This window comes from Idiomarina sp., from assembly GCF_019431395.1.
In the GTDB taxonomy this organism is placed as follows: domain Bacteria; phylum Pseudomonadota; class Gammaproteobacteria; order Enterobacterales; family Alteromonadaceae; genus Idiomarina.
In genome coordinates, this window is record NZ_CP080268.1 from 1,847,498 (window position 1) to 1,866,953 (window position 19,456).

Annotated in this window: 17 protein-coding genes; 11 read left to right on the forward strand and 6 right to left on the reverse strand. The window is 48.9% G+C overall.

Features of this window, described 5'->3' with window-relative positions; translation table 11 throughout:
• Positions 1–74 precede the first annotated feature (74 nt).
• On the reverse strand, positions 75–425 hold the full coding sequence (erpA, locus tag KZ771_RS08940; RefSeq protein ID WP_133539856.1) for an iron-sulfur cluster insertion protein ErpA: 351 nt from the start codon (positions 423–425) through the stop codon (positions 75–77).
• Between the two features lie 61 nt (positions 426–486).
• Positions 487–1,224, reverse strand: coding sequence for a DUF6776 family protein (locus KZ771_RS08945; protein ID WP_290572807.1), 738 nt, complete (start codon positions 1,222–1,224; stop codon positions 487–489).
• Between the two features lie 93 nt (positions 1,225–1,317).
• Between KZ771_RS08945 and KZ771_RS08950 the strand changes: the two genes are divergently transcribed.
• The 4 genes from KZ771_RS08950 to hemL all read left to right on the forward strand — a co-directional run bounded on the left by KZ771_RS08950 (position 1,318) and on the right by hemL (position 5,856).
• Positions 1,318–3,012 carry a chloride channel protein gene (locus KZ771_RS08950; RefSeq protein ID WP_290572805.1) on the forward strand — a complete coding sequence of 565 codons (1,695 nt, stop codon included), beginning with the start codon at positions 1,318–1,320 and terminating at the stop codon, positions 3,010–3,012.
• 14 nt (positions 3,013–3,026) lie between these two features.
• Positions 3,027–3,458: a CopD family protein gene (locus tag KZ771_RS08955; protein WP_290572803.1), complete on the forward strand. Its 432-nt coding sequence runs from the start codon at positions 3,027–3,029 to the stop codon at positions 3,456–3,458.
• Positions 3,459–3,529: 71 nt separating this feature from the next.
• Positions 3,530–4,543: an aspartate carbamoyltransferase gene (locus KZ771_RS08960; RefSeq protein WP_133539853.1), complete on the forward strand. Its 1,014-nt coding sequence runs from the start codon at positions 3,530–3,532 to the stop codon at positions 4,541–4,543.
• Between the two features lie 26 nt (positions 4,544–4,569).
• Positions 4,570–5,856 (forward strand): glutamate-1-semialdehyde 2,1-aminomutase, encoded by a 1,287-nt coding sequence (gene hemL, locus KZ771_RS08965; protein ID WP_290653001.1) that lies wholly within the window; start codon positions 4,570–4,572, stop codon positions 5,854–5,856.
• Positions 5,857–5,897: 41 nt separating this feature from the next.
• Here hemL and mrcB read toward each other — a convergent pair whose 3' ends face one another.
• Genes mrcB through pepB form a run of 3 tightly spaced genes read right to left on the reverse strand, consistent with a single transcriptional unit; the run spans position 5,898 to position 11,953 of the window.
• Positions 5,898–8,165 (reverse strand): penicillin-binding protein 1B, encoded by a 2,268-nt coding sequence (gene mrcB, locus KZ771_RS08970; protein ID WP_290572798.1) that lies wholly within the window; start codon positions 8,163–8,165, stop codon positions 5,898–5,900.
• A complete protein-coding gene (gene hrpB, locus KZ771_RS08975) occupies positions 8,162–10,642 on the reverse strand; it encodes an ATP-dependent helicase HrpB (protein ID WP_290653003.1) in 2,481 nt (826 codons plus the stop codon). The genes mrcB and hrpB overlap by 4 nt, the downstream gene beginning before the upstream one ends.
• A 24-nt stretch (positions 10,643–10,666) precedes the next feature.
• Positions 10,667–11,953 carry an aminopeptidase PepB gene (gene pepB / locus KZ771_RS08980; protein WP_133539849.1) on the reverse strand — a complete coding sequence of 429 codons (1,287 nt, stop codon included), beginning with the start codon at positions 11,951–11,953 and terminating at the stop codon, positions 10,667–10,669.
• Positions 11,954–12,009: 56 nt separating this feature from the next.
• On the opposite strand from pepB, the gene sfsA reads away from it, so the two are divergent.
• The 7 genes from sfsA (at position 12,010) to panC (ending at position 17,777) form a co-directional block, all read left to right on the forward strand.
• Positions 12,010–12,717 (forward strand): DNA/RNA nuclease SfsA, encoded by a 708-nt coding sequence (sfsA, locus tag KZ771_RS08985; protein WP_290572793.1) that lies wholly within the window; start codon positions 12,010–12,012, stop codon positions 12,715–12,717.
• Positions 12,718–12,816: 99 nt separating this feature from the next.
• Positions 12,817–13,266, forward strand: a complete 450-nt coding sequence (gene dksA, locus KZ771_RS08990; protein WP_105307316.1) for an RNA polymerase-binding protein DksA — start codon at positions 12,817–12,819, stop codon at positions 13,264–13,266.
• Complete coding sequence (gene gluQRS / locus KZ771_RS08995; protein WP_290572791.1) at positions 13,259–14,131, forward strand: tRNA glutamyl-Q(34) synthetase GluQRS; 873 nt, start codon at positions 13,259–13,261, stop codon at positions 14,129–14,131. Before dksA ends, gluQRS begins: the two co-directional genes overlap by 8 nt.
• Before the next feature lie 135 nt (positions 14,132–14,266).
• Positions 14,267–15,604 carry a polynucleotide adenylyltransferase PcnB gene (gene pcnB, locus KZ771_RS09000; RefSeq protein ID WP_290572886.1) on the forward strand — a complete coding sequence of 446 codons (1,338 nt, stop codon included), beginning with the start codon at positions 14,267–14,269 and terminating at the stop codon, positions 15,602–15,604.
• Positions 15,597–16,106, forward strand: a complete 510-nt coding sequence (gene folK / locus KZ771_RS09005; RefSeq protein WP_133539845.1) for a 2-amino-4-hydroxy-6-hydroxymethyldihydropteridine diphosphokinase — start codon at positions 15,597–15,599, stop codon at positions 16,104–16,106. The genes pcnB and folK overlap by 8 nt, the downstream gene beginning before the upstream one ends.
• A 10-nt stretch (positions 16,107–16,116) precedes the next feature.
• On the forward strand, positions 16,117–16,911 hold the full coding sequence (gene panB, locus KZ771_RS09010) for a 3-methyl-2-oxobutanoate hydroxymethyltransferase (RefSeq protein ID WP_133539905.1): 795 nt from the start codon (positions 16,117–16,119) through the stop codon (positions 16,909–16,911).
• Between the two features lie 20 nt (positions 16,912–16,931).
• Positions 16,932–17,777: a pantoate--beta-alanine ligase gene (gene panC, locus KZ771_RS09015; protein WP_290572788.1), complete on the forward strand. Its 846-nt coding sequence runs from the start codon at positions 16,932–16,934 to the stop codon at positions 17,775–17,777.
• On the opposite strand, the gene panP is transcribed toward panC, so the two are convergent.
• Positions 17,751–19,445 carry a pyridoxal-dependent aspartate 1-decarboxylase PanP gene (gene panP, locus KZ771_RS09020; protein WP_243734516.1) on the reverse strand — a complete coding sequence of 565 codons (1,695 nt, stop codon included), beginning with the start codon at positions 19,443–19,445 and terminating at the stop codon, positions 17,751–17,753. The two genes, panC and panP, sit on opposite strands and share 27 nt — an antisense overlap.
• Positions 19,446–19,456: the final 11 nt, after the last annotated feature.

Genomic DNA, 19,456 nt, shown 5'->3' on the forward strand with positions numbered 1-19,456 from the left:
TAAAATTAAAAGGGTATTCTAGCTGATTACCGGCTTAAAATCAGCCGGCGAGCGATAGACTGACGAGTAACGTATTAAATAGAGAAGCTCGAACCGCAACCGCAAGTGGTTGTGGCATTGGGGTTATCGACAAAAAAGCGCGAGCCCTGAAGCCCTTCTTCGTAGTTAACAACACCACCAACAAGGTATTGTAAGCTCATTGGGTCGACGACCAGCGTTACCCCTTCCTTTTCAATTTGCATATCACCGGGGTTCACCTTTTCGTCAAAGGTAAAACCGTATTGGAAACCTGAACATCCGCCGCCGGTAACAAACACACGCAATTTAAGCGTCGGGTTTTCCTCTTCGGCTATCAGCTTTTTAACCTGATTTGCTGCCTGTTCGGTAAATTCGATGGGCATCGCTTGTTCTACAGAAGCTGACATTTACACTACCTTCGTCTGATGACTGATCACCGGTCAATTTTCTCGTAGTTGACTAAAAGGGTCAAGTATTCTCGCCAGAGGCCTGACCGTTGCGTAAACTATCACGCCAAAAAAAGGTGCGTTGCAAGCGACCAGAGCCACCACGCGTTATATCGGCAGTTACCTCGATACGTTCCGGCACTAACCCTTCGGGTAACAAAAAATCGCCCTCGTATAAGGTAAAATAGCGCATCATAAAGTTATGCTCGCTGGGGCTAATATTAGCTAAGTCGAGCAAGTTAAAGCGTTGTTCTTCACCCTTTACCCGACCCACCAACTGAATAGCAATTTCACCTTCAACTAACTCCCTGCGTTGCTCCACCTGCAACAATGCCAGCGAGAAGTGATAATGACGCTCAGCGCGATTTTTTGATACCGCCAGTGATTCAATTATCACACCGCTTTGTTGCAGCTCCGGGGCCATTATTTTCTGATAAAACGCAACGTTTTCGCGCAAACTATAGTTTTCTTCCTGCAGCTCACCCAGCTGTGCTTGCAGGTTTTGGTTTGCTGACTTTTCAACATCCAACTCAACTTGCAGGACATTGCGCTGATATTCGAATTGATCAAGCTGCTGATACAGTTGCGTTAATTGTTGTTTTTGTTCGCTCACCTGTTGTTTTAAATAGCGCGCATGCCAAACGCCAACCTGGTAAGCACTTATTATTACCAAACACAATAACAGCAAGCTAACCAGTACCACCGGAAGTCGGCCAAAACGTTGTTGCAGCTGTTTGATAGATAATAAATTTTTAATCAAAACGTGTCCTTTTCAGCTCGCTATTCTGCGGTTTGTGTTACGCTTAGTCTAAAGGCTTTGGTCCTAGTTAACGTGCGCTTCAGGAACCCTTAAATGACTCACGTTCAGGCAATTAAAAAAACGTTAAGAAGACAGCTTGCAGCCCCCACCACGACACTCGCAATTTGTTTGCTTGGGCTTGTTGGCGGTATTGCAGCAGCCTTATTAATTGTTGTTTTTCGTTTCGCCATAGAGCAAGGTGCCTATCTTGTCGGTAACTTCAGTCATTGGCAACAACCCTTAGACAACTTTACGCGATTTGCCTTACCTATTGCAGCAGCTTTGCTCATTTTCTTATTGTTCAGTTTATCTCGTTCGCGCCGTGTGCGCATGGGCATTCCCTACGTGATACATCGCATGAAACAGCATTACGGCATGTTGCCATGGCGCAGCACCGTGAATCAGTTCCTGGGTGGCATAATTGCCCTGGTCGCAGGCTTTAGTGTAGGTCGCGAAGGGCCTGCAGTGCATTTAGGCGCGGCCGCCAGTACCTGGGTCGGTTATCACGTAGACACCCCAAAAAATGCTATACGCACCCTTTCAGCCTGCGGAATTGCAGCAGCTATAGCTGCCTCATTTAACACCCCCATTGCCGCAATGATTTTAGTGATGGAAGTCGTGCTGCGGGAATATAAAGTACATATTTTTATTCCCGTCATGTTAGCGGCTGTTGCCGGGTCTTTGATTACCGAACAGATTTTTGGCCCTGCCTCTGAATTAGCCATGCTCAGCAGTACCGAAGTGCCTAACATTCAACTGCCGTGGGTGGTCGCTTTAGGCGTTATTCTGGGTATCAGCGGCGTAATTTTTAAACAGTTGATGCTCGATGTCATGAATACCGTTAAGGATATGTCCTTACTTACCCGTTTACTGTTTGCTGCATTCATCACCGCATTACTGGCGCTTATTATACCCACCAGCCTGGGACCCGGCTTAACAGCCATCCAGCAAGTGCTGCAGCATCAGGCAGAGTTATCGATACTCTTTACGCTGTTGCTGGCAAAACTTGTCGCCAGTGCGATTGCGCTCGGTATGGGTATTCCCGGCGGGCTTATTGGTGCCGTATTTGGTATCGGTGCCGTGGTTGCCGCGCTATTCACTACTATAGTGAACCAGTTGCAGCTAGAGCAGTTATTGCAATACGACACCTATATATTATTAGGCATGGCGGGCATTTTAGCAGCCTGCATTCATGCCCCGATGGCCGCACTATTAGCGATTGTCGAGTTGTCCCGAAGCGTCGAAATTATTATTCCGGCCATGCTGGTTATTGTGCCTGCCTACCTGATTTCGTCTCAGCTATTTAATTCTAAATCGATTTTTATTGCCCAGTTAGATGCGCAAGACTTGCCATACCAAATCCCCCCTGTGCAAGTCGCCCTGCAGAAAACAGGGGTAGAGAACATGATGGAGACAGAGTTTAAACTGTTGCTGGAACCGACCCAAAACGAGTTGTTAGACGTACTCGAAAAGTCCTCTAATCAAAGCGTCATCGTGATGAATGTCGACGAGGACAACCAGCCGGTTTATCGTTTAGTCACTTATGATATTGGTGCCGGCGATAGTCCATCGTTGAATTACATGCCCATTAACGGCTTAAAAGTTACATCAACACTGGCCGAGGTGTGGGATGAATTAAGCGGCGCACGCCGCGGTGCGGTATATATTTACGATCAAGAACAAGGCGAGCCTTGTGGTATCGTTACCTGGGAAACGGTACGTAAAGCATTGCAACGCGAGCTGTCTTAAACGGGGAATAATTAATGACTTGGATTTTATGGGTTAAAGCCCTACACATCGCCTTTATGGTCGCCTGGTTTGCCGGTATTTTTTATTTGCCACGGCTATTCGTCTACCACGCCATGACCAACCAACCGGCAGTGGATGAGCAATTTAAGGTGATGGAGCGAAAGCTGCTGTATTTTGTCACGCCCTTCGCAATCTTGACGTTAGTATTCGGGGTCGTGTTAATTTTCGCCTATGGCAGTGCCTGGTTTGCGGCCAGTGGCTGGGTGCACACTAAACTGCTATTGGTCACCATACTCTATGGCTACCACGGTTATTGTTTTAAATTACTTGCTGACTTCAAAAACAACCGTAACCGCCGCAGCCATCGTTTTTACCGGGTGTTTAACGAAGTGCCGGTACTTATTTTATTTTCGGTCATTATTTTAGCGGTGGTAAAACCGTATTAGATTCTTTTTGACTCCATATTTTGCTATAGTGTGCGTCCAGTGACTTTCGGCCAACAAGGGCGCACATCACCATGAATTTCACCGGTTCTAATATTCTCTCCGTTAACCAGTTTGACCGTGACAGCATAGACTATATATTTGCCGTTGCTGATAAAATGCAACCCTACGCCAGACGCAAAAAACGTACTAAGGTTCTGGATGGCGCCATCCTCGGGAATCTGTTTTTTGAGCCCTCGACGCGGACACGAGTTAGTTTTGGTACCGCATTCAACCTACTGGGCGGTGAGGTCAGAGAAACCACCGGCATGGAAAGCTCTGCTATTGCCAAAGGCGAATCACTCTATGATACGGCGCGCGTTTTAAGTAGTTACAGCGACGTGATTGCCATGCGCCACCCCAAAGCAGGCTCAGTCAGCGAGTTTTCCCAGGGTAGCCGAGTGCCTGTTATCAATGGCGGCGACGGTGCCAACGAGCACCCGACACAAGCGTTACTTGATTTGTATACCATCCAAAAAGAGCTCGCCTACCACGGGCAGGGCATCGACGGTATGCATATCTGTATGATCGGTGACCTCAAATACGGCCGTACCGTGCACTCACTGTCGAAACTGTTAGCGATGTATAAAAATGTGCGATTTACCCTGATTTCACCATTGGAACTGTCCATGCCCGCCGGCGTGCTCGATACTTTAGAAAACTCCGGCCACCGGTATACGGTGACAGAAAAAGTTGATGGTTTAGTTGATGCCGATATTGTGTACCAAACACGTATTCAACAAGAACGCTTTGCCTCGCCGGAGGATGCTGATCAATATCGCGGTAAGTTTCGTTTAAACCAAGAAATCTACACTAAGCACTACAAACCCAATACGGTCATTATGCACCCGCTACCCAGGGATTCCCGGTCTGAGGCGAACGAGTTAGATAACGATCTCAATCAAAATCCGAATCTGGCGATTTTCCGGCAGGCGGATAATGGAGTTTTAATTCGCATGGCGCTGTTCGCCTTGACTCTGGGCGTGGTTGATCAAGTAGATAAATTCGAATGTGAGGTTAACTGGTATAGCGAAAAGAGCCAGTTTTAAAATTTTAATTAAAGGAAAGGTTTACGATGAGTCGTTCAGAAGAACTCTTTCAGAAAGCACAGTTAAGTATTCCCGGCGGCGTTAATTCGCCGGTACGGGCATTTAATGGCGTTGGCGGTAGTCCAATTTTTATCGAACGTGCCGAAGGCGCGTACATGTTCGATGCGGACGGTAAGCGCTATATTGATTATGTAGGCTCGTGGGGGCCGATGATCCTCGGCCACAATAACGCCGCGGTGTTAGAGGCCACGATTGCCGCAGCTCAACGCGGTCTTAGCTTTGGTACACCAACTGAAATTGAAATTACAATGGCTGAAAAAATTAAAGCCATTGTGCCGTCGATAGAAAAGGTCCGCATGGTTAACTCGGGCACCGAAGCTACTATGACCGCTATTCGACTGGCGCGCGGTTATACAAAACGCGATAAAATCCTAAAGTTCGAGGGTAATTATCATGGCCACGCCGATGCGTTGCTTGTTAAAGCAGGATCAGGCGCGTTAACGCTGGGCGTACCTAACTCGCCCGGTATCCCTGAAGACTTTGCCAAACACACCCTAACCGTCGACTACAATAATATAGACTCCGTCAAACAGATATTTGCAGAGCTTGGCGACCAGATTGCCTGCATTATTGTCGAACCTGTCGCCGGTAATATGAACTGCATACCGCCTGTACCAGGTTTCCTTGAAGGCTTACGTGAAATCTGTGACAGCTATGGCTCAGTGCTCATCTTTGACGAGGTGATGAGCGGATTTCGTGCAGCCCCTGGTGGCGCACAGGAGCGCTATAACGTGACCCCGGATCTGACAACCTTGGGCAAAGTCATCGGCGGCGGTATGCCGGTAGGCGCTTTTGGCGGTAAAAAAGACATCATGGAGTATATCGCGCCGACAGGGCCGGTGTATCAGGCAGGTACACTATCAGGCAATCCGGTTGCCATGTCAGCAGGTTTAGCGGCACTGTCGCAGCTCAATCAACCGGGTTTATATGACCAACTCTATGCACGTGTCGACCAGCTCCTTGATGGCATGCAACAACTTGCCGATGAGGCTGGCATACCCTTGACCACCAACCGTGCGGGTTCAATGTTTGGTTTCTTCTTTACCAAAGAAAAGCAAGTGACCACTTACAAACAAGCTACCGAGTGCGATATGGACGCGTTTCGGCGCTTTTATCACTTAATGCTAGAGCAAGGTGTTTATTTGGCACCATCTGCATTTGAAGGTGGCTTTATGTCAGCAGCTCATACCGAGCAGGACATTAACGATACCTTAGCGGCAGTTAAAAAAGCGTTCGCAACGATGAGCGCTTAAGCTGACGGTGCTGGCGAACACTATTGTCGCCAGCACCCTATTTAACGCCCAAAGAGGCGCTCAAGCCAACTTTTTTCCTCAACATCTGCCTCACAATTGATATCTTCATCCAGCGCTACTGGCGGTGCAGGCACTGTCTGAGACTGGGCGCAATTACTCGGTATGCGAACGCCTTTTTGGTTATGGAAGCTTTGCAAACGAACATTACCAACCGGGCGCAACGACATTGGTTGGGGTGGCGTCTGTCGATAAATTTCACGATTGATCATTAACGCTCCGCTACTTCCCGTTAAGCCGGTCGTCTCATTATCATCGCGTCCCAGCCAGGTGGTAATGACATGTTCACCGTCAATACTCACAAACCAGCTATCTTTATAATCGTTAGTGGTCCCGGTTTTGCCGGCTACCGTTGCCCCTCGCAATGTCTCGCGGAGCTTGGTTGCAGTTCCCAGCGATACCACGCCAGCCATACCATAGCGAATCATGTAACTCACTTCAGGACTAAATACCTGTTCCGCCTCTGCAGCGTGCGATTCATAAACGCTTAGGCCGTCGTGGGTGGTAATACTGGTGATTGCCGTCAGAGGCTGATAGCGTCCATTATTCGCCAGCGTGGCATAAACACGGTTAATTGCTAAAGGCGATAGCTCCACTGCACCCAGTGTCAACGATGGATACTCATTAATTGCGGTAGTAACGCCCATGGCGCGCAAATAGTTAGCCAGCGTTTTCGTACCGACTCGCAAACCAATACGCACAGCCGGTATATTGCGAGACTTAACCAAGGCTTGATAAATTAACATTTCGCCGTGATACTCTTTATCATAGTTCTCCGGCTGCCAGCGTTTACCGTTTTCATCTTCCAGCACCACCGGTTCATCAATGACCTGACTACCTAAATGCATTTGATCCGATACCGACATAGCGGCAGCATAAATAACTGGCTTTATAAGCGAGCCAACAGGCCTTAGCGCCATCAATGCACGATTAAAACCCTGACCATCATCGGTGGTTGAACCCACAATCGCACGGATATGACCGCGCTGATAATCACTGATGACCACAGCTCCCTGCAGTTTTTCAATATCGCGCCCCGGTACTCCGGCCCGCAACACCTGTTGCGCTGATGACTGCAAATCGACATCCATTGCCGTGTAAATCTTTAGCCCGACATCATGCCAATCGGTCGGCAGCACAATTTCACCTAATTCGCGACGAATTAAATCCAAATAGTGCGGATAACTCTCCTCCACAAGGCGTCGGCTTTCGCGCACATTAATCGGTGCTTCAACTGCAGCAATATAACTTTCTTTCTCAACTAAATCGTGCTCATACATCATCCGCAGAATGGTATCGCGACGGCTTTTGGTGCGTTGCGGGTGGCGGCGCGGATCGTAATAAGATGGTCCTTTTATCATTGCGACCATTAGCGCCGTTTGTGCGGGGGTCAGCTCCTGGATCTGACGACCAAAATAGTACTGGCTCGCTAAGCCAACACCGTGAATTGCGTGACGACCATCCTGACCAAAATAAACCTCGTTAAGATAGGTTTCGAGTATGGTATTTTTATCGAACCTGAAATCGATGACCAAAGCCATCATAGCCTCATGAAATTTACGCCAAAGCGTCTGTTCGCGGCTTAGGTAAAGGTTTTTTACTAACTGTTGCGTGAGCGTAGAACCGCCCTGCACGGTTCGGCCTGCTTTAATATTGGCAACCAACGCTCTGAGCACCGACCAGGGCGACACCCCCGAATGATGATAGAAGTTGCGATCCTCGACTAACAATAGCGTTTCGATAAGCAGATTGGGCACAACTTCCAACCCAACCAATAAACGATCTTCATTGTCCAGCGGGTTGATTCGGCCAATTAATTGGGGTTCCAGCCTAAGCTCCCTTAATGCCGCACCGCTTGGCCAATCCCTTATTGATTGTATTTGTTCACCATCGAACCGAACCTCAACCCGGCGCGACATTTGCGCGCCGTCAGAGAAGTCGAACGGCCGACGATGAATCATTAGCAGGCTTTTATTAACCGAGTAATAGCCAGTTTCTTCTGTATTGGTGCTGCGTTGGTAGCTTAAGCGTTCAAGTTGTTCAATCAATTGCGACTGACTGACATGTTTGCCCGGAAATAGTCGCGTTTCTGATGCGTAAACGAGTGCCGGCGCCTGATAACGTTCAGAGGCAAATACTTTGGATAAACTAGCGTCCAGATAAATTAAATAGACAGCAACAGCTGCTACCGCTACCAGCGCTAACTTTATGCTGGTCTTAACAAGATATCTAAGCCAGGGTCTTTTTATCATCGCAATTGTCTATTGGTCTTTATGGTTGCTTTAGCATTGATCGGATCGTCCGGCCACGGGTGCTTTGGATAACGACCTCGCATCTCTTTACTAACATCGGCATAGGCATTGCGCCAAAAGCTCGCCAAGTCCTCGGTACGCTGTAACAAACGCCCGGCAGGTGACAATAAATCCATCACTAACCGCTGTTGCCCCGCCAGAATAGTTGGCGATGAAGGTTCGCCGAATGCCTCTTGTAACTTCAGCGTTACCCTGGGCTTTACCCCTTGGTCAGCATCACTCAAACTTGGGTAATCGATGGTCACCCTACGTCCACTCGGTGCCTGCCATGTTGTAGGACATAACTGCTGCAATTGTTGTTGCGCTCCGTAATCAAGTAACTGTTGTAATGCAATCGTGGGATTCCAGCGCTTTAAATCCTCTACACTGCGGATATCCGTCCAGAACGGACATGCCCAGCGTTGCAGGTTTATCAATAATGATTCAGGCGTTGGCTCAATCCCATTAAAAGCTGACTTAGCATCGTCCCAATGCTTATAAAAATAATACAGACGCTGCCAATAGCGGGTTGCATCGGTAGACCAGTTTAATGCCTTGAGACCTCGCTGTGCGAGCCAATTTACTAAACCTTGATGAATTTGCTCAATGCTCGGAGGCTCAGCTGCACGACTTTTTTCCAGCGTTAACGCACCTATCTTTTTTATGCTGTAAAGCGCTGGTTTACGCCCCGATTCAACGTCAACCTCTGTCATTTCATCCACTGGCAGTATCGGGTGTCCATGTAAGTCACTTTCTCGCACTGCTATTAACCATGTCGCGCGATTAGCCGATTCCCTCTCTGATAACCGCACATTAAGCGCCAGTGACCACTCACTTACAACATTGTCTGCCTGCAACCTAACACCAGTCACTAGTTGCACTGTTTGTTGGTCCACACGTTTTGCCAGATACTCAGGAAAACCATAAAGGAGCAGCCCGGCCAGGCTAGTCGAGCTCAACGTTTCACCAGCACGATTGCAATCAAGTTGTTGCATCCAGTATTTCAAACGTTGTCGCCAACGGCTCTGTTTTGGCGCTTTAGCTAAATGATTACTGAGCGTAATCTCGATGTCATCATCAACCAGCGTTTTAATGGGCTCTTCCAGACAGGTCAGTGCCACAGCGACGCCGTAACGCTCCTGAGTTGAGTGCTCTTGTGCAGCCACTGCGATACATGCCAGACGAATATCTGCCCCCATAGCTACAACCTTGTTTCCCAACTCTGTTAACTGCTGCGTTGATGACACCACGCCCAATTGCGTTAGCGCCTCTTGCGCCCTGTTAACATGTGCCTCTGACGGCTCAGTAAGCCAGTTGAGCGCATCGACGGTAGCGCCCCATGCATTAACTTCCGCCACCAGTTGGGTCAGATCATGAGTGGCAATATCTGCTTGTGAAAATTCGTTAAAGCCATGTTCATCAGCAGTACCCCATAGCCGATAGACTTGACCGGGTCCCAGCCTTGCGGCTCGCCCCGCCCTTTGCGTGGCTGATGCCATCGAAATGAAGCGGGTCACTAACTGCGATGTTGCATATTTCGGCCGATAAAGACTAACGCGCTCGCGTCCGCTATCGACCACACAATCAATACCATCGATGGTCAGCGAAGTTTCCGCCACGTTGGTGGCGACAACCACCCGCCGCTGTCCGTTGTAAGTTAGCGCTTGGCGTTGCTCTGCCAGCGACAATTGCCCGTGCAAAGGTAAACAGGGCTCAGCAATAACGCTTGCCAGTTGCTGTATCAGATTTGATATTTCTCGTACGCCCGGAACAAAAACCAAAATGCCTTGCGGCGCTGTACTTAGGGCTTCCCTTACAACGTCGACCAACCGTTGCTGCCAGGGGTGCCGTCCAACCGGGCGATAGTGCGTAACCAGTGGATGTTGGCGACCTTCGCTTTTAAGTACCTTAACCGGTTCTGATAAAACCTGTTCCAGCCACTGCTGAATTGGCTCTGCCGGTAACGTGGCTGACATGATAAGTAACGATAAATCAGGACGTAATGTTAAGCTGTCCAACAGCAGCGCTAAACTCAGATCGCTGGCCAGATTCCGTTCATGAAACTCATCAAAAATTACTGTATCGACGCCATCCAGCTCGGGGTCATCTTGTAGCCAACGTACTAAAACGCCCTCGGTAACAACCAACAACCGCGTCGCTGCAGACCGCCGTCGCTGACCACGGATAACATACCCCACGGTTTCGCCCGGCTGCTCGCCCAATTGTTCAGCCAAATAATGGGCAATATTAACCGCAGCAAGTCTACGTGGCTGCAGCATGACCATCAGGCCGGTATGGGGTGATTTTAGCAGCGTCAGCGGTAACCGCGTCGATTTACCGGCGCCGGGCGGCGCCTGGATAACCAGTCGCGCAGCGGGAAACTGCGCGACAATATCATCACTGATGGCATCAATAGGTAACGCCATAGCTGACGACATGACTTCTACGACCTGCTTTTAACGTTAACGCGCTAACGTCGCAGCGATGGTTCTTACACCCATAGCTGTTGCGCCGGCAGGCCACATCGATGTTGCTGATTTTTGGAATGCTCCGGCCAAATCAAAATGCAACCAGCCCTGGCCATCATTCGGTGCAAAACGTAATAAAAAGCCTGCAGCGTTGCTCGCACCGCCTGCGCCACCGCCTTTTTGTGGACGGCTGTTAGCTGTATCGGCGTATGGCGATGGGCAATTTTCAGCATGCCAACGGTTAAGCGGCAAACGCCACAGCAGTTCGTGTTCCTGCTGAGCGCAGGCCAATGCCGTTGTTGCTGCTTCATCATCAACACTAAATAACGCATTATATTCATTGCCGACTGCCATCTGTGCCGCACCCGTTAAGGTTGCAGCATCAATAATTTGTTTAGCCCCAGCTTCACCCGCTGCCTGTAAACCATCAGCTAAGACCAAACGACCCTCGGCGTCAGTGTTAACCACCTCAACGGTCAAGCCGTTTTTATAGGTGATGATATCGCCAAGTTTATAAGCACGACCGTCAATCATGTTCTCGGCGCAGCATAGGAATAACTTGACGCGCTTCTTCAGCCCCTGACGAATCGCTAACGATAGCGCACCACTGACCGTCGCGGCACCACCCATATCGCATTTCATCGATAACATGCCTTCACTCGGCTTGATACTGTAGCCGCCCGAGTCATAGGTAATGCCCTTACCAATAAGTGCAGACTCTACCGGCGCATTAGCATCGCCAGTGGGGTTGTAATCTAATACCAACATTGCCGGCTCATGTTGACTGGCACGGCCGACCGTATAAATCCCCATCCAGCCTGCTTGTTTTAACTCCTCACCTTTAATCATTTCATAGCTCACATGATCCGGCGCAAGCTCGGTCAGGTGGCTGGCAACCCGTTCTGCTAGTGCGACCGGATAAATATCCTCGGCCGGCAGATTAATCAATTCACGCGTAAAGCGATAAACATCACTAATCTGTTGCAGTTCATCAGCAACTTCAGCGGTCCATTGAATATGGTTGCGCGACAAGGTTGAGGTAAAACCTAACGACAACGACCACTGACGCTCTTTATCCCAGCCCTGACCCTTTACCGAAATGGCCGTAACACCCTGGGTGTCTAATTGTCGCCCGGCTTTTTGGATACGGCGCAGGTTCTCTTCTTCGTTATCACCAATGACAATATGTGCCGCCTCGTCTTTAAACGCAATTAAAGCGGACTCTGATAGGTAATTGTTGGGTAGCGTTTTAGTAAGATAAACCGATAATGCGCTGGACATAACATGCCTCTCCTTATAATTTGTCGCTGCCTTTACTGTTAATTTATGAGGCCTAAATGCAATTTAACAAGCCCCTGATACGCGGCGTTCTGCAAAAACGCTATAAACGCTTCCTGGCAGACATTGATTTTGGTGAGCAACAGTTTACCACAGTTCATTGCCCAAATACTGGCGCAATGACAGGCTGTGCAGAGCCTGGATTTATTGCTTATTGTAGTGACTCAGACAATCCTAAGCGCAAATATCGTTACACCTGGGAACTCAGTGTTAATGCTAATAATGAATGGATAGTGGTCAATACACAGCGAGCCAACCAGTTGGCCGGAGCGGCGCTTAAAACCGGGTTTATACCCGAGCTTGCTAACATCACTGAATGGCAGGCGGAACAAAAATACGGTGAACATAATAGCCGTATCGATTGGTTGGGTCGCGCCAGCGACGGACAGCAGTGTTTTGTCGAAGTAAAAAGTGTCACGTTAAATGACCACGGCCTGGGGTATTTTCCCGATGCCGTCAGCACTCGAGGGCAAAAACATCTTAAGGAATTAATCCTTATGCGACAGGCAGGGCAGCGGGCGGTAATGCTCTTTGTTGTTATGCATACGGGCATCAATGAAGTCCGCCCTGCCAGCCATATTGATCCTAAGTATGCGCAATTATGTATTCAAGCTGCTGAACTTGGGGTTGAATTCTATGCAGTTAAAACCCATATCAGTGACGCGAAAATAGAACTGGATCGTGTTGTGCGATTCCAGTTGCGGTAAGTAAATCTTTCTGCTATATGTAGCGTCCTTTTTTGGAGCGACCGTAAATTAAGGGTCGATTAATCGCTCAGCGATGATTAAATATTTAGGAGAACCATGATGCCAGAGGGCAAGAAAAAAACGCATGGCATCCTGGCGCTGGCCGGGCTAGAGCCGTATCAAGAGAAGCCGGGCGAAGAGTATATGAATGATGAGCAACTGACTCATTTTCGTAAAATACTGGAAGAATGGCGCCGTCAACTACGTCAGGAAGTCGATCGTACCGTGCATCATATGAAAGATGAAGCGGCTAACTTTCCTGATCCTGTAGACCGTGCCGCACAAGAAGAAGAATTCAGCATAGAACTTCGTACACGCGACCGTGAACGCAAGCTGATCAAGAAAATTGAGAAAACCCTGCAAAAGATCGAAGAAGATGATTTTGGCTTTTGTAATTCGTGCGGCATCGAAATCGGTATACGCCGGTTAGAAGCGCGCCCAACAGCTGACCTTTGTGTTGACTGCAAAACGCTTGCAGAAATCAAAGAAAAACAAATGACCGGTGCCTAACAACAGTCACCCGGATAATTCAGCACCTCATTACAGGGGGCGGTTTGCGCCGACCCCTTCAGGTCCCCTTCACTTCGGCTCGCTAGTCGCTGCACTCGGTTCCTATCTGGATGCCAAAGCTCACAATGGAAGTTGGTTAGTTCGCGTAGAAGATGTCGACAAAACTCGCGCAGTCGAGGGTGCAGACACCATGATTCTGGCGCAGTTAGAAGCGCATGGTTTGTACTGGGACGGCGAAGTCATCTATCAAAGCGACCGCGATGAGGTCTACCAGCAGGTTCTGCACGACCTTGGTAATGACATTTACTCGTGCGACTGTAGCCGCCAGCAGATTCGGCAGCGGGGCGAATGCTATGATGGTCTTTGCCGCACGCGCCAACCTCGGCCGCAACCCTATGCACTTCGGTTTATCAATGACAAGCCGGTCACTCAGTTTACTGACCGTTGGCATGGTTTGGTCAGCCCCGACAGCGATTGTGTCAAAGAAGACTTTATTGTTAAACGCCGCGATAATTTGTTTGCCTACCAACTTGCCGTTGTTGTTGACGATATTGCACAACAAATTACTGACGTAGTCAGGGGGTCTGATTTGTTGCAGCCAAGTTTTTGGCAACTGACGCTATGGCAACGATTTAAAGGCGCTTGCCCACGTATGATGCATCTGCCGCTGGTACTAAATACTGACGGGCGTAAACTCAGCAAGCAAAACCATGCAGCCCCGATTGACTCGGGTCAGCCATTACAAAATCTAAAACTGGCTGCGACGCACTTGCAGCTGGGCGAAATTAATGCCGAAACAGTGACTGAGTTTCTGCAAAAAGCTACCGCGTCGTGGTGTAAAAAGTGGCACATCATGGGCAACTAACGGTACACTATTGTGGTATTTATTTTAATCAACACCAACCATTGATGATTAGGGAGAACCATCATCATTAAGAAATTAACAGAACTTGCGCGACGCGCATTTTCAGACAAAAAGACAGTTAAAAATACATCGGTTCTGCCGCCGCTGCGCGTTATCCCCAGAGATGAACATCCGATATCCCGTAAAGACATTAGTCCCAACGCGCTTAAGGTGCTTTACCGGTTACATAATGCCGGTTTTGACGCTTATCTGGTTGGCGGGTGTGTACGCGACCTGTTATTGGGGTTGCAACCGAAAGATTTTGACGTAACCACCAATGCTACCCCCGAAGAAGTGAAAAAGTTATTCCGCAACTGCCGTTTGATCGGTCGTCGATTCCGACTAGCACATATTTTATTCGGTCGTGAGATTATCGAGGTAGCAACTTTTCGTGGTCATCATAACGAAGATGACGAGAGCCATGCCAAAATCGCGCAACAAGATGAGCATGGGCAGCTAGTGCGTGACAACGTCTATGGCAGCATCGAAGAGGACGCCGAACGTCGTGATTTCACAGTCAATGCGTTGTACTACAACATTGCAGATTTTTGCATTTACGACTTTGCCAACGGCGTCGCAGATATCGAAGCCGGGGTATTAAAGTTAATCGGCGACCCTGAAATACGCTATCGTGAAGATCCCGTGCGAATGCTGCGAGCAGTTCGGTTTGCCACTAAATTGAATATGGCACTAGCTGACGATGTCCGCCTGCCCATCAAGTCGCTTGCCGGATTATTAAAGAACATTCCGCCAGCGCGTCTGTTTGATGAGTTTTTAAAGTTATTTATGGCCGGTCGTGCACAAGCTAACTTCGATATGATGTGCGAATTTCAGTTATTTCAACAGTTATTCCCCATATTAAAAAGTTATCTGGATACAGCAGATGCGCCCCCCGTAAAAATGCTACGCAAAGCTTTTGCCGACACCGATAAACGCGTAATTAATGAGCAACGCGTTACACCGGCGTACCTTGTAGCCGTATTACTTTGGTGGCCATTGCAAGCTCGCCGCGAGCAATTGCAAAACGAGGGTGGGCTGCCGCCAATGGATGCCATTAATATAGGCAGTGCTGACGTTGTTCATCGTCAATCACAAACTATGGCAATTCCTAAACGATTCAGTTTAACGGCGCGTGATATTTGGCAAATGCAGCTGCGCCTGCAAAACACCCGCGGAGCCCGTGCTAAAAAGGCCTTAGAGCAAAGTAAATTCCGCGCAGGCTATGATTTCCTGATGTTGCGCCAGGCATGTTCGGCGCCTATGCCCGGCGAGGACTTGCCGGCACTGGCGAAGTTCTGGACTAACGCCCAGAATGATCCGAATTTGGTGCAGAATAATGCGCAACCTAAAGGTAAGAAGCGACCTACCCGCCGGCGTCGTGGCGGACGTTCCCGAGGCCGCCAGAACACCGATCGGGCACCAAAAAATGACTAACGCTGTAGTCGCGCTGGGGGCAAACTTAGGTTCGCCCCGGCAACAAATTATTGATGCCTTGAGGGCGATTAAGAGCCAGCCTGAATTCAGCTTACTGGATGTATCGTCTATTTACAGCAGTCCGCCCATGGGGCCACCTGATCAGCCGGACTACATGAATGCGGTTTGTATTATTAGCAGCAACATCGGTGCTGCTGACACATTAGCCACTTTGCATAATATTGAAGATAGTTTTGGCCGCACGCGAACGCGCCACTGGGGCGAGCGCACGCTGGACTTAGATCTGATACTGTTTGGTGACCAGCGTTCCGATGCTGATTCACTTCGGTTACCCCACCCCGGACTTTATCAACGAAATTTCGTTCTGCTTCCACTAGCCGAAATTGCTGCCGATCTGACATTACCCAACGGCGATAGTGCCCAACAACAAGCTCAGCGTGTTACCGAAGAGGGGCTAACTGTGGTACTTTTAAGAGATAAATTAAAACAACAACTGGGCTAAGGAGCGAATGATGGCAACAATGACCATTTCAGCGCTGCAAAAAATGAAACAGCAGGGACAGAAAATTGCTTCATTGACCGCATACGATGCCAGCTTTGCCAAATTAATGACAACCGAAGGTGTTGATTTTATGCTGGTAGGTGACTCTCTCGGCAATGTCATGCAGGGCTTAGATTCCACCGTCCCGGTGACCATGGAACACATGGTTTATCACACGACTTTAGTCCGCCGCGGCGCCCCCGATGCTTTTGTTATGGCAGATATGCCATTTATGAGTTATTCAACCCCATCTCAGACCTATGACAACGCCGCGCAGTTAATGCAAGCCGGCGCTAACATGGTAAAACTTGAGGGCGGTAGCTGGTTAATAGATACCATTAAAGGCCTGACAACTCGCGGCGTGCCGGTATGTGCGCATCTCGGCTTATTGCCGCAATCAGTCAATGTATTGGGCGGTTACAAGGTACAGGGCAAACAGCAGCAACAGGCCGACGATACACTCGAGCAGGCATTGGCATTAGAACAAGCGGGCGCACAACTGTTAGTGCTTGAATGCGTGCCAGCAGCTTTGGGCAAGCGTATTTCAGAGGCATTAACCATACCAACGATAGGCATTGGTGCAGGCCCCGACACTGATGGTCAAATTTTGGTTATGCATGATATGTTAGGGATTAACAGCGATTACCTGCCTAAGTTCGCCAAGAACTTTTTGGCCGAGAGCGGATCATTAGCCGGCGCGTTCAGTACCTATGTTGAACAAGTCAGAGATGGCGCTTTCCCTGGCCCCGAGCATTGTTATAAGTAAGAACTACAAGGTCATTAGCTATGCGCTTATTAAAGAATTTAGCAAACCTGCGCCAGTGGCGGGTGCAGCAACAAGGCTCTGTAGCGTTAGTGCCCACCATGGGTAACTTGCACGAGGGTCACCTGACGTTGGTTAAGCGCGCACAGCAACACGCTGACGTTGTTGTGGTTAGTATTTTTGTTAACCCAATGCAATTTGGCGCGAACGAAGATCTTGATAGTTATCCGCGAACCCTTGAGCAGGATTGCCGTGCCCTTGAAGCGCTTGGCGTTAATGCCGTATTTACTCCACAAGTTGAGGATATGTATCCGCGCGGCATGGATCAACAAACCCGAATCGAGGTGCCCGGCATCAGCGATATTTTGTGTGGCGCAAATCGCCCGGGGCATTTTGTTGGCGTTGCTACGGTGGTTTGCAAACTCTTCAACATGGTACAGCCGCAATTTGCCGTATTCGGCGAAAAAGACTTCCAACAATTACAGGTCATTCGCTTAATGACGCAGGACTTGAGCTTACCTATCGATATCATAGGCGAGCCAACAGCACGGGCTGAAACTGGACTCGCACTAAGTTCTCGTAACGGTTACCTGTCCGAGTCACAACGCGAACAAGCCGCGGTCATATACAGAACGCTAGCCGGTATTGCTGAAAAAATAAACGCGGGGACGTCAGTAGAAGCTGCTCGTCAGTGGGCCGTAACAGAGCTGGAAACTGCAGGTTTTGCTATCGACTATGTTGAAATTCGCAATGCCAATGACCTGCAGCCAGCCTCAGCAACCTCTGGTCGCTTAGTTGCTTTAATTGCGGCTAAATTAGGTAGCACGCGCCTTATCGATAACTTAGTTATCAATAAGGATCATCCCTAATTCGCGCATCTCGGTATGTAATGCACCTCTTAAGCTGGTCGCTTTTTGGGCAATCTCACGCTGTTCTTCAATGATCTCTTGCAGCATGACTTCTGTGGTTAACGGGTTGGCCAACACCACTCTGAAGACCACGCTGGGCTCGTGATAATATTGTGATGGCGTGAGCTTTGTGCGTGATACAAAAGAACGACCATTTTCACGTTGGCGCTTCTGAATATAGCGAGTCAGTGCATTCAAATGTGGCGTTAAACGCTCAATTTGATCAGCAGTAGCGGTCTTCATCGCCTGCTTAACTTTCGCCGGCACAAAGCGGTAAGTCAATAAACACAGCTCAGGTTCGGTGATCACCTCAAAATCATCTTGTTCAGCGATCAACTGAGCAAAATAACGGGCTTTTTTCAGGCTATTGTTAATCAGTAATTCGTAGCCCCTGCGGCCAATGACGTGCATAGCCGAGAACACCATCATAGCCATACCGGCGCGCGAACCTTCCATCGAATGCGAGCCTAAGTCTTTAGAACCCTGGCGTATAATATATTCTGCATGGTGTTCAATTGATTTAACTAAAGAAGGATTCTTAAATAACACCATGCCCGCACCCATTGGAACGTACATCTGTTTATGCGCATCAATGGTCACACTATCAGCTTGCTCGATTCCGTTAAGCAAATGGCGATAATCATTAGACAGCAAGGTCGCCCCACCCCAGGCCGCGTCGACGTGAAAATGGGCGTCAATTTCGCCGGCGACTTCGGCCATCTCCGCAAGCGGGTCGATATGTCCGGTTTCGGTGGTGCCGGCTACCCCAACAATAGCAAGTACACGGCCGCCCTCACCGGCAACTTTTTCACAAGTCGACCGTAATGCATCAATCTTGATTCGGTTATTTTCATCAGTTGCCACCGATACCAGATTGCGTCGACCGATACCGAGTACGTCTGCTGCTTTAGCTAATGAATAGTGACCACGCTCAGAGACTAAAACGACTAATTTTTTAAAGCCATAGTGCGCCAGCCCGGCGGCTAATCCATCGGCAGCGATACCGGCAAAGTCGCCATCAGCTTTTAATAGCCGATTGCGAGCCACCCATAGCGCAGTCATATTGGCGACGGTACCGCCTGAGCAAAATGCACCAAGAGAGTGCTGGGCGCTGTGCATCCAGCGGTTGTAAAATCCGGCATCCTGTTGATAGATCAAATGGTGCAACATGCCAATAACGTTGCGCTCTAATGGCGTGAAGGCCTTAGACGTTTCAATCTTAACCAGGTTTTGATTTAAGCCGACCATCAACTTGGCCAGCGGCAATAAGAAATACGGCAGTGCCGATGTCATGTGTCCAATAAACTTCGGCGACGCCGTGTGTACTGAATGCGCGACTAATTTATTAAGCAAAAACTCGGTATGCTCGGATACGAACTGCGGATCTTCCGGGATGTTAGCTTGATCGAAGTCGCGTTCGATTTCCTGCAGCGGTTTTTCGCGGGCTACGATGTGGTCACCGAGGAACCCCATCAAATTCTCAGACAGGTGGCGCTCAATTTTGCCCAATGTCGAGTCTGGCGCTTCGGGAATAGTAAAAATACGATAAAGCGCCTGCTGGCTGACCTCAGCAATTTGCTTGTCATCCGTATCAAACAACTCGGTTTCTAATTTAGAACGATTGGTCAATGGAATTCTCT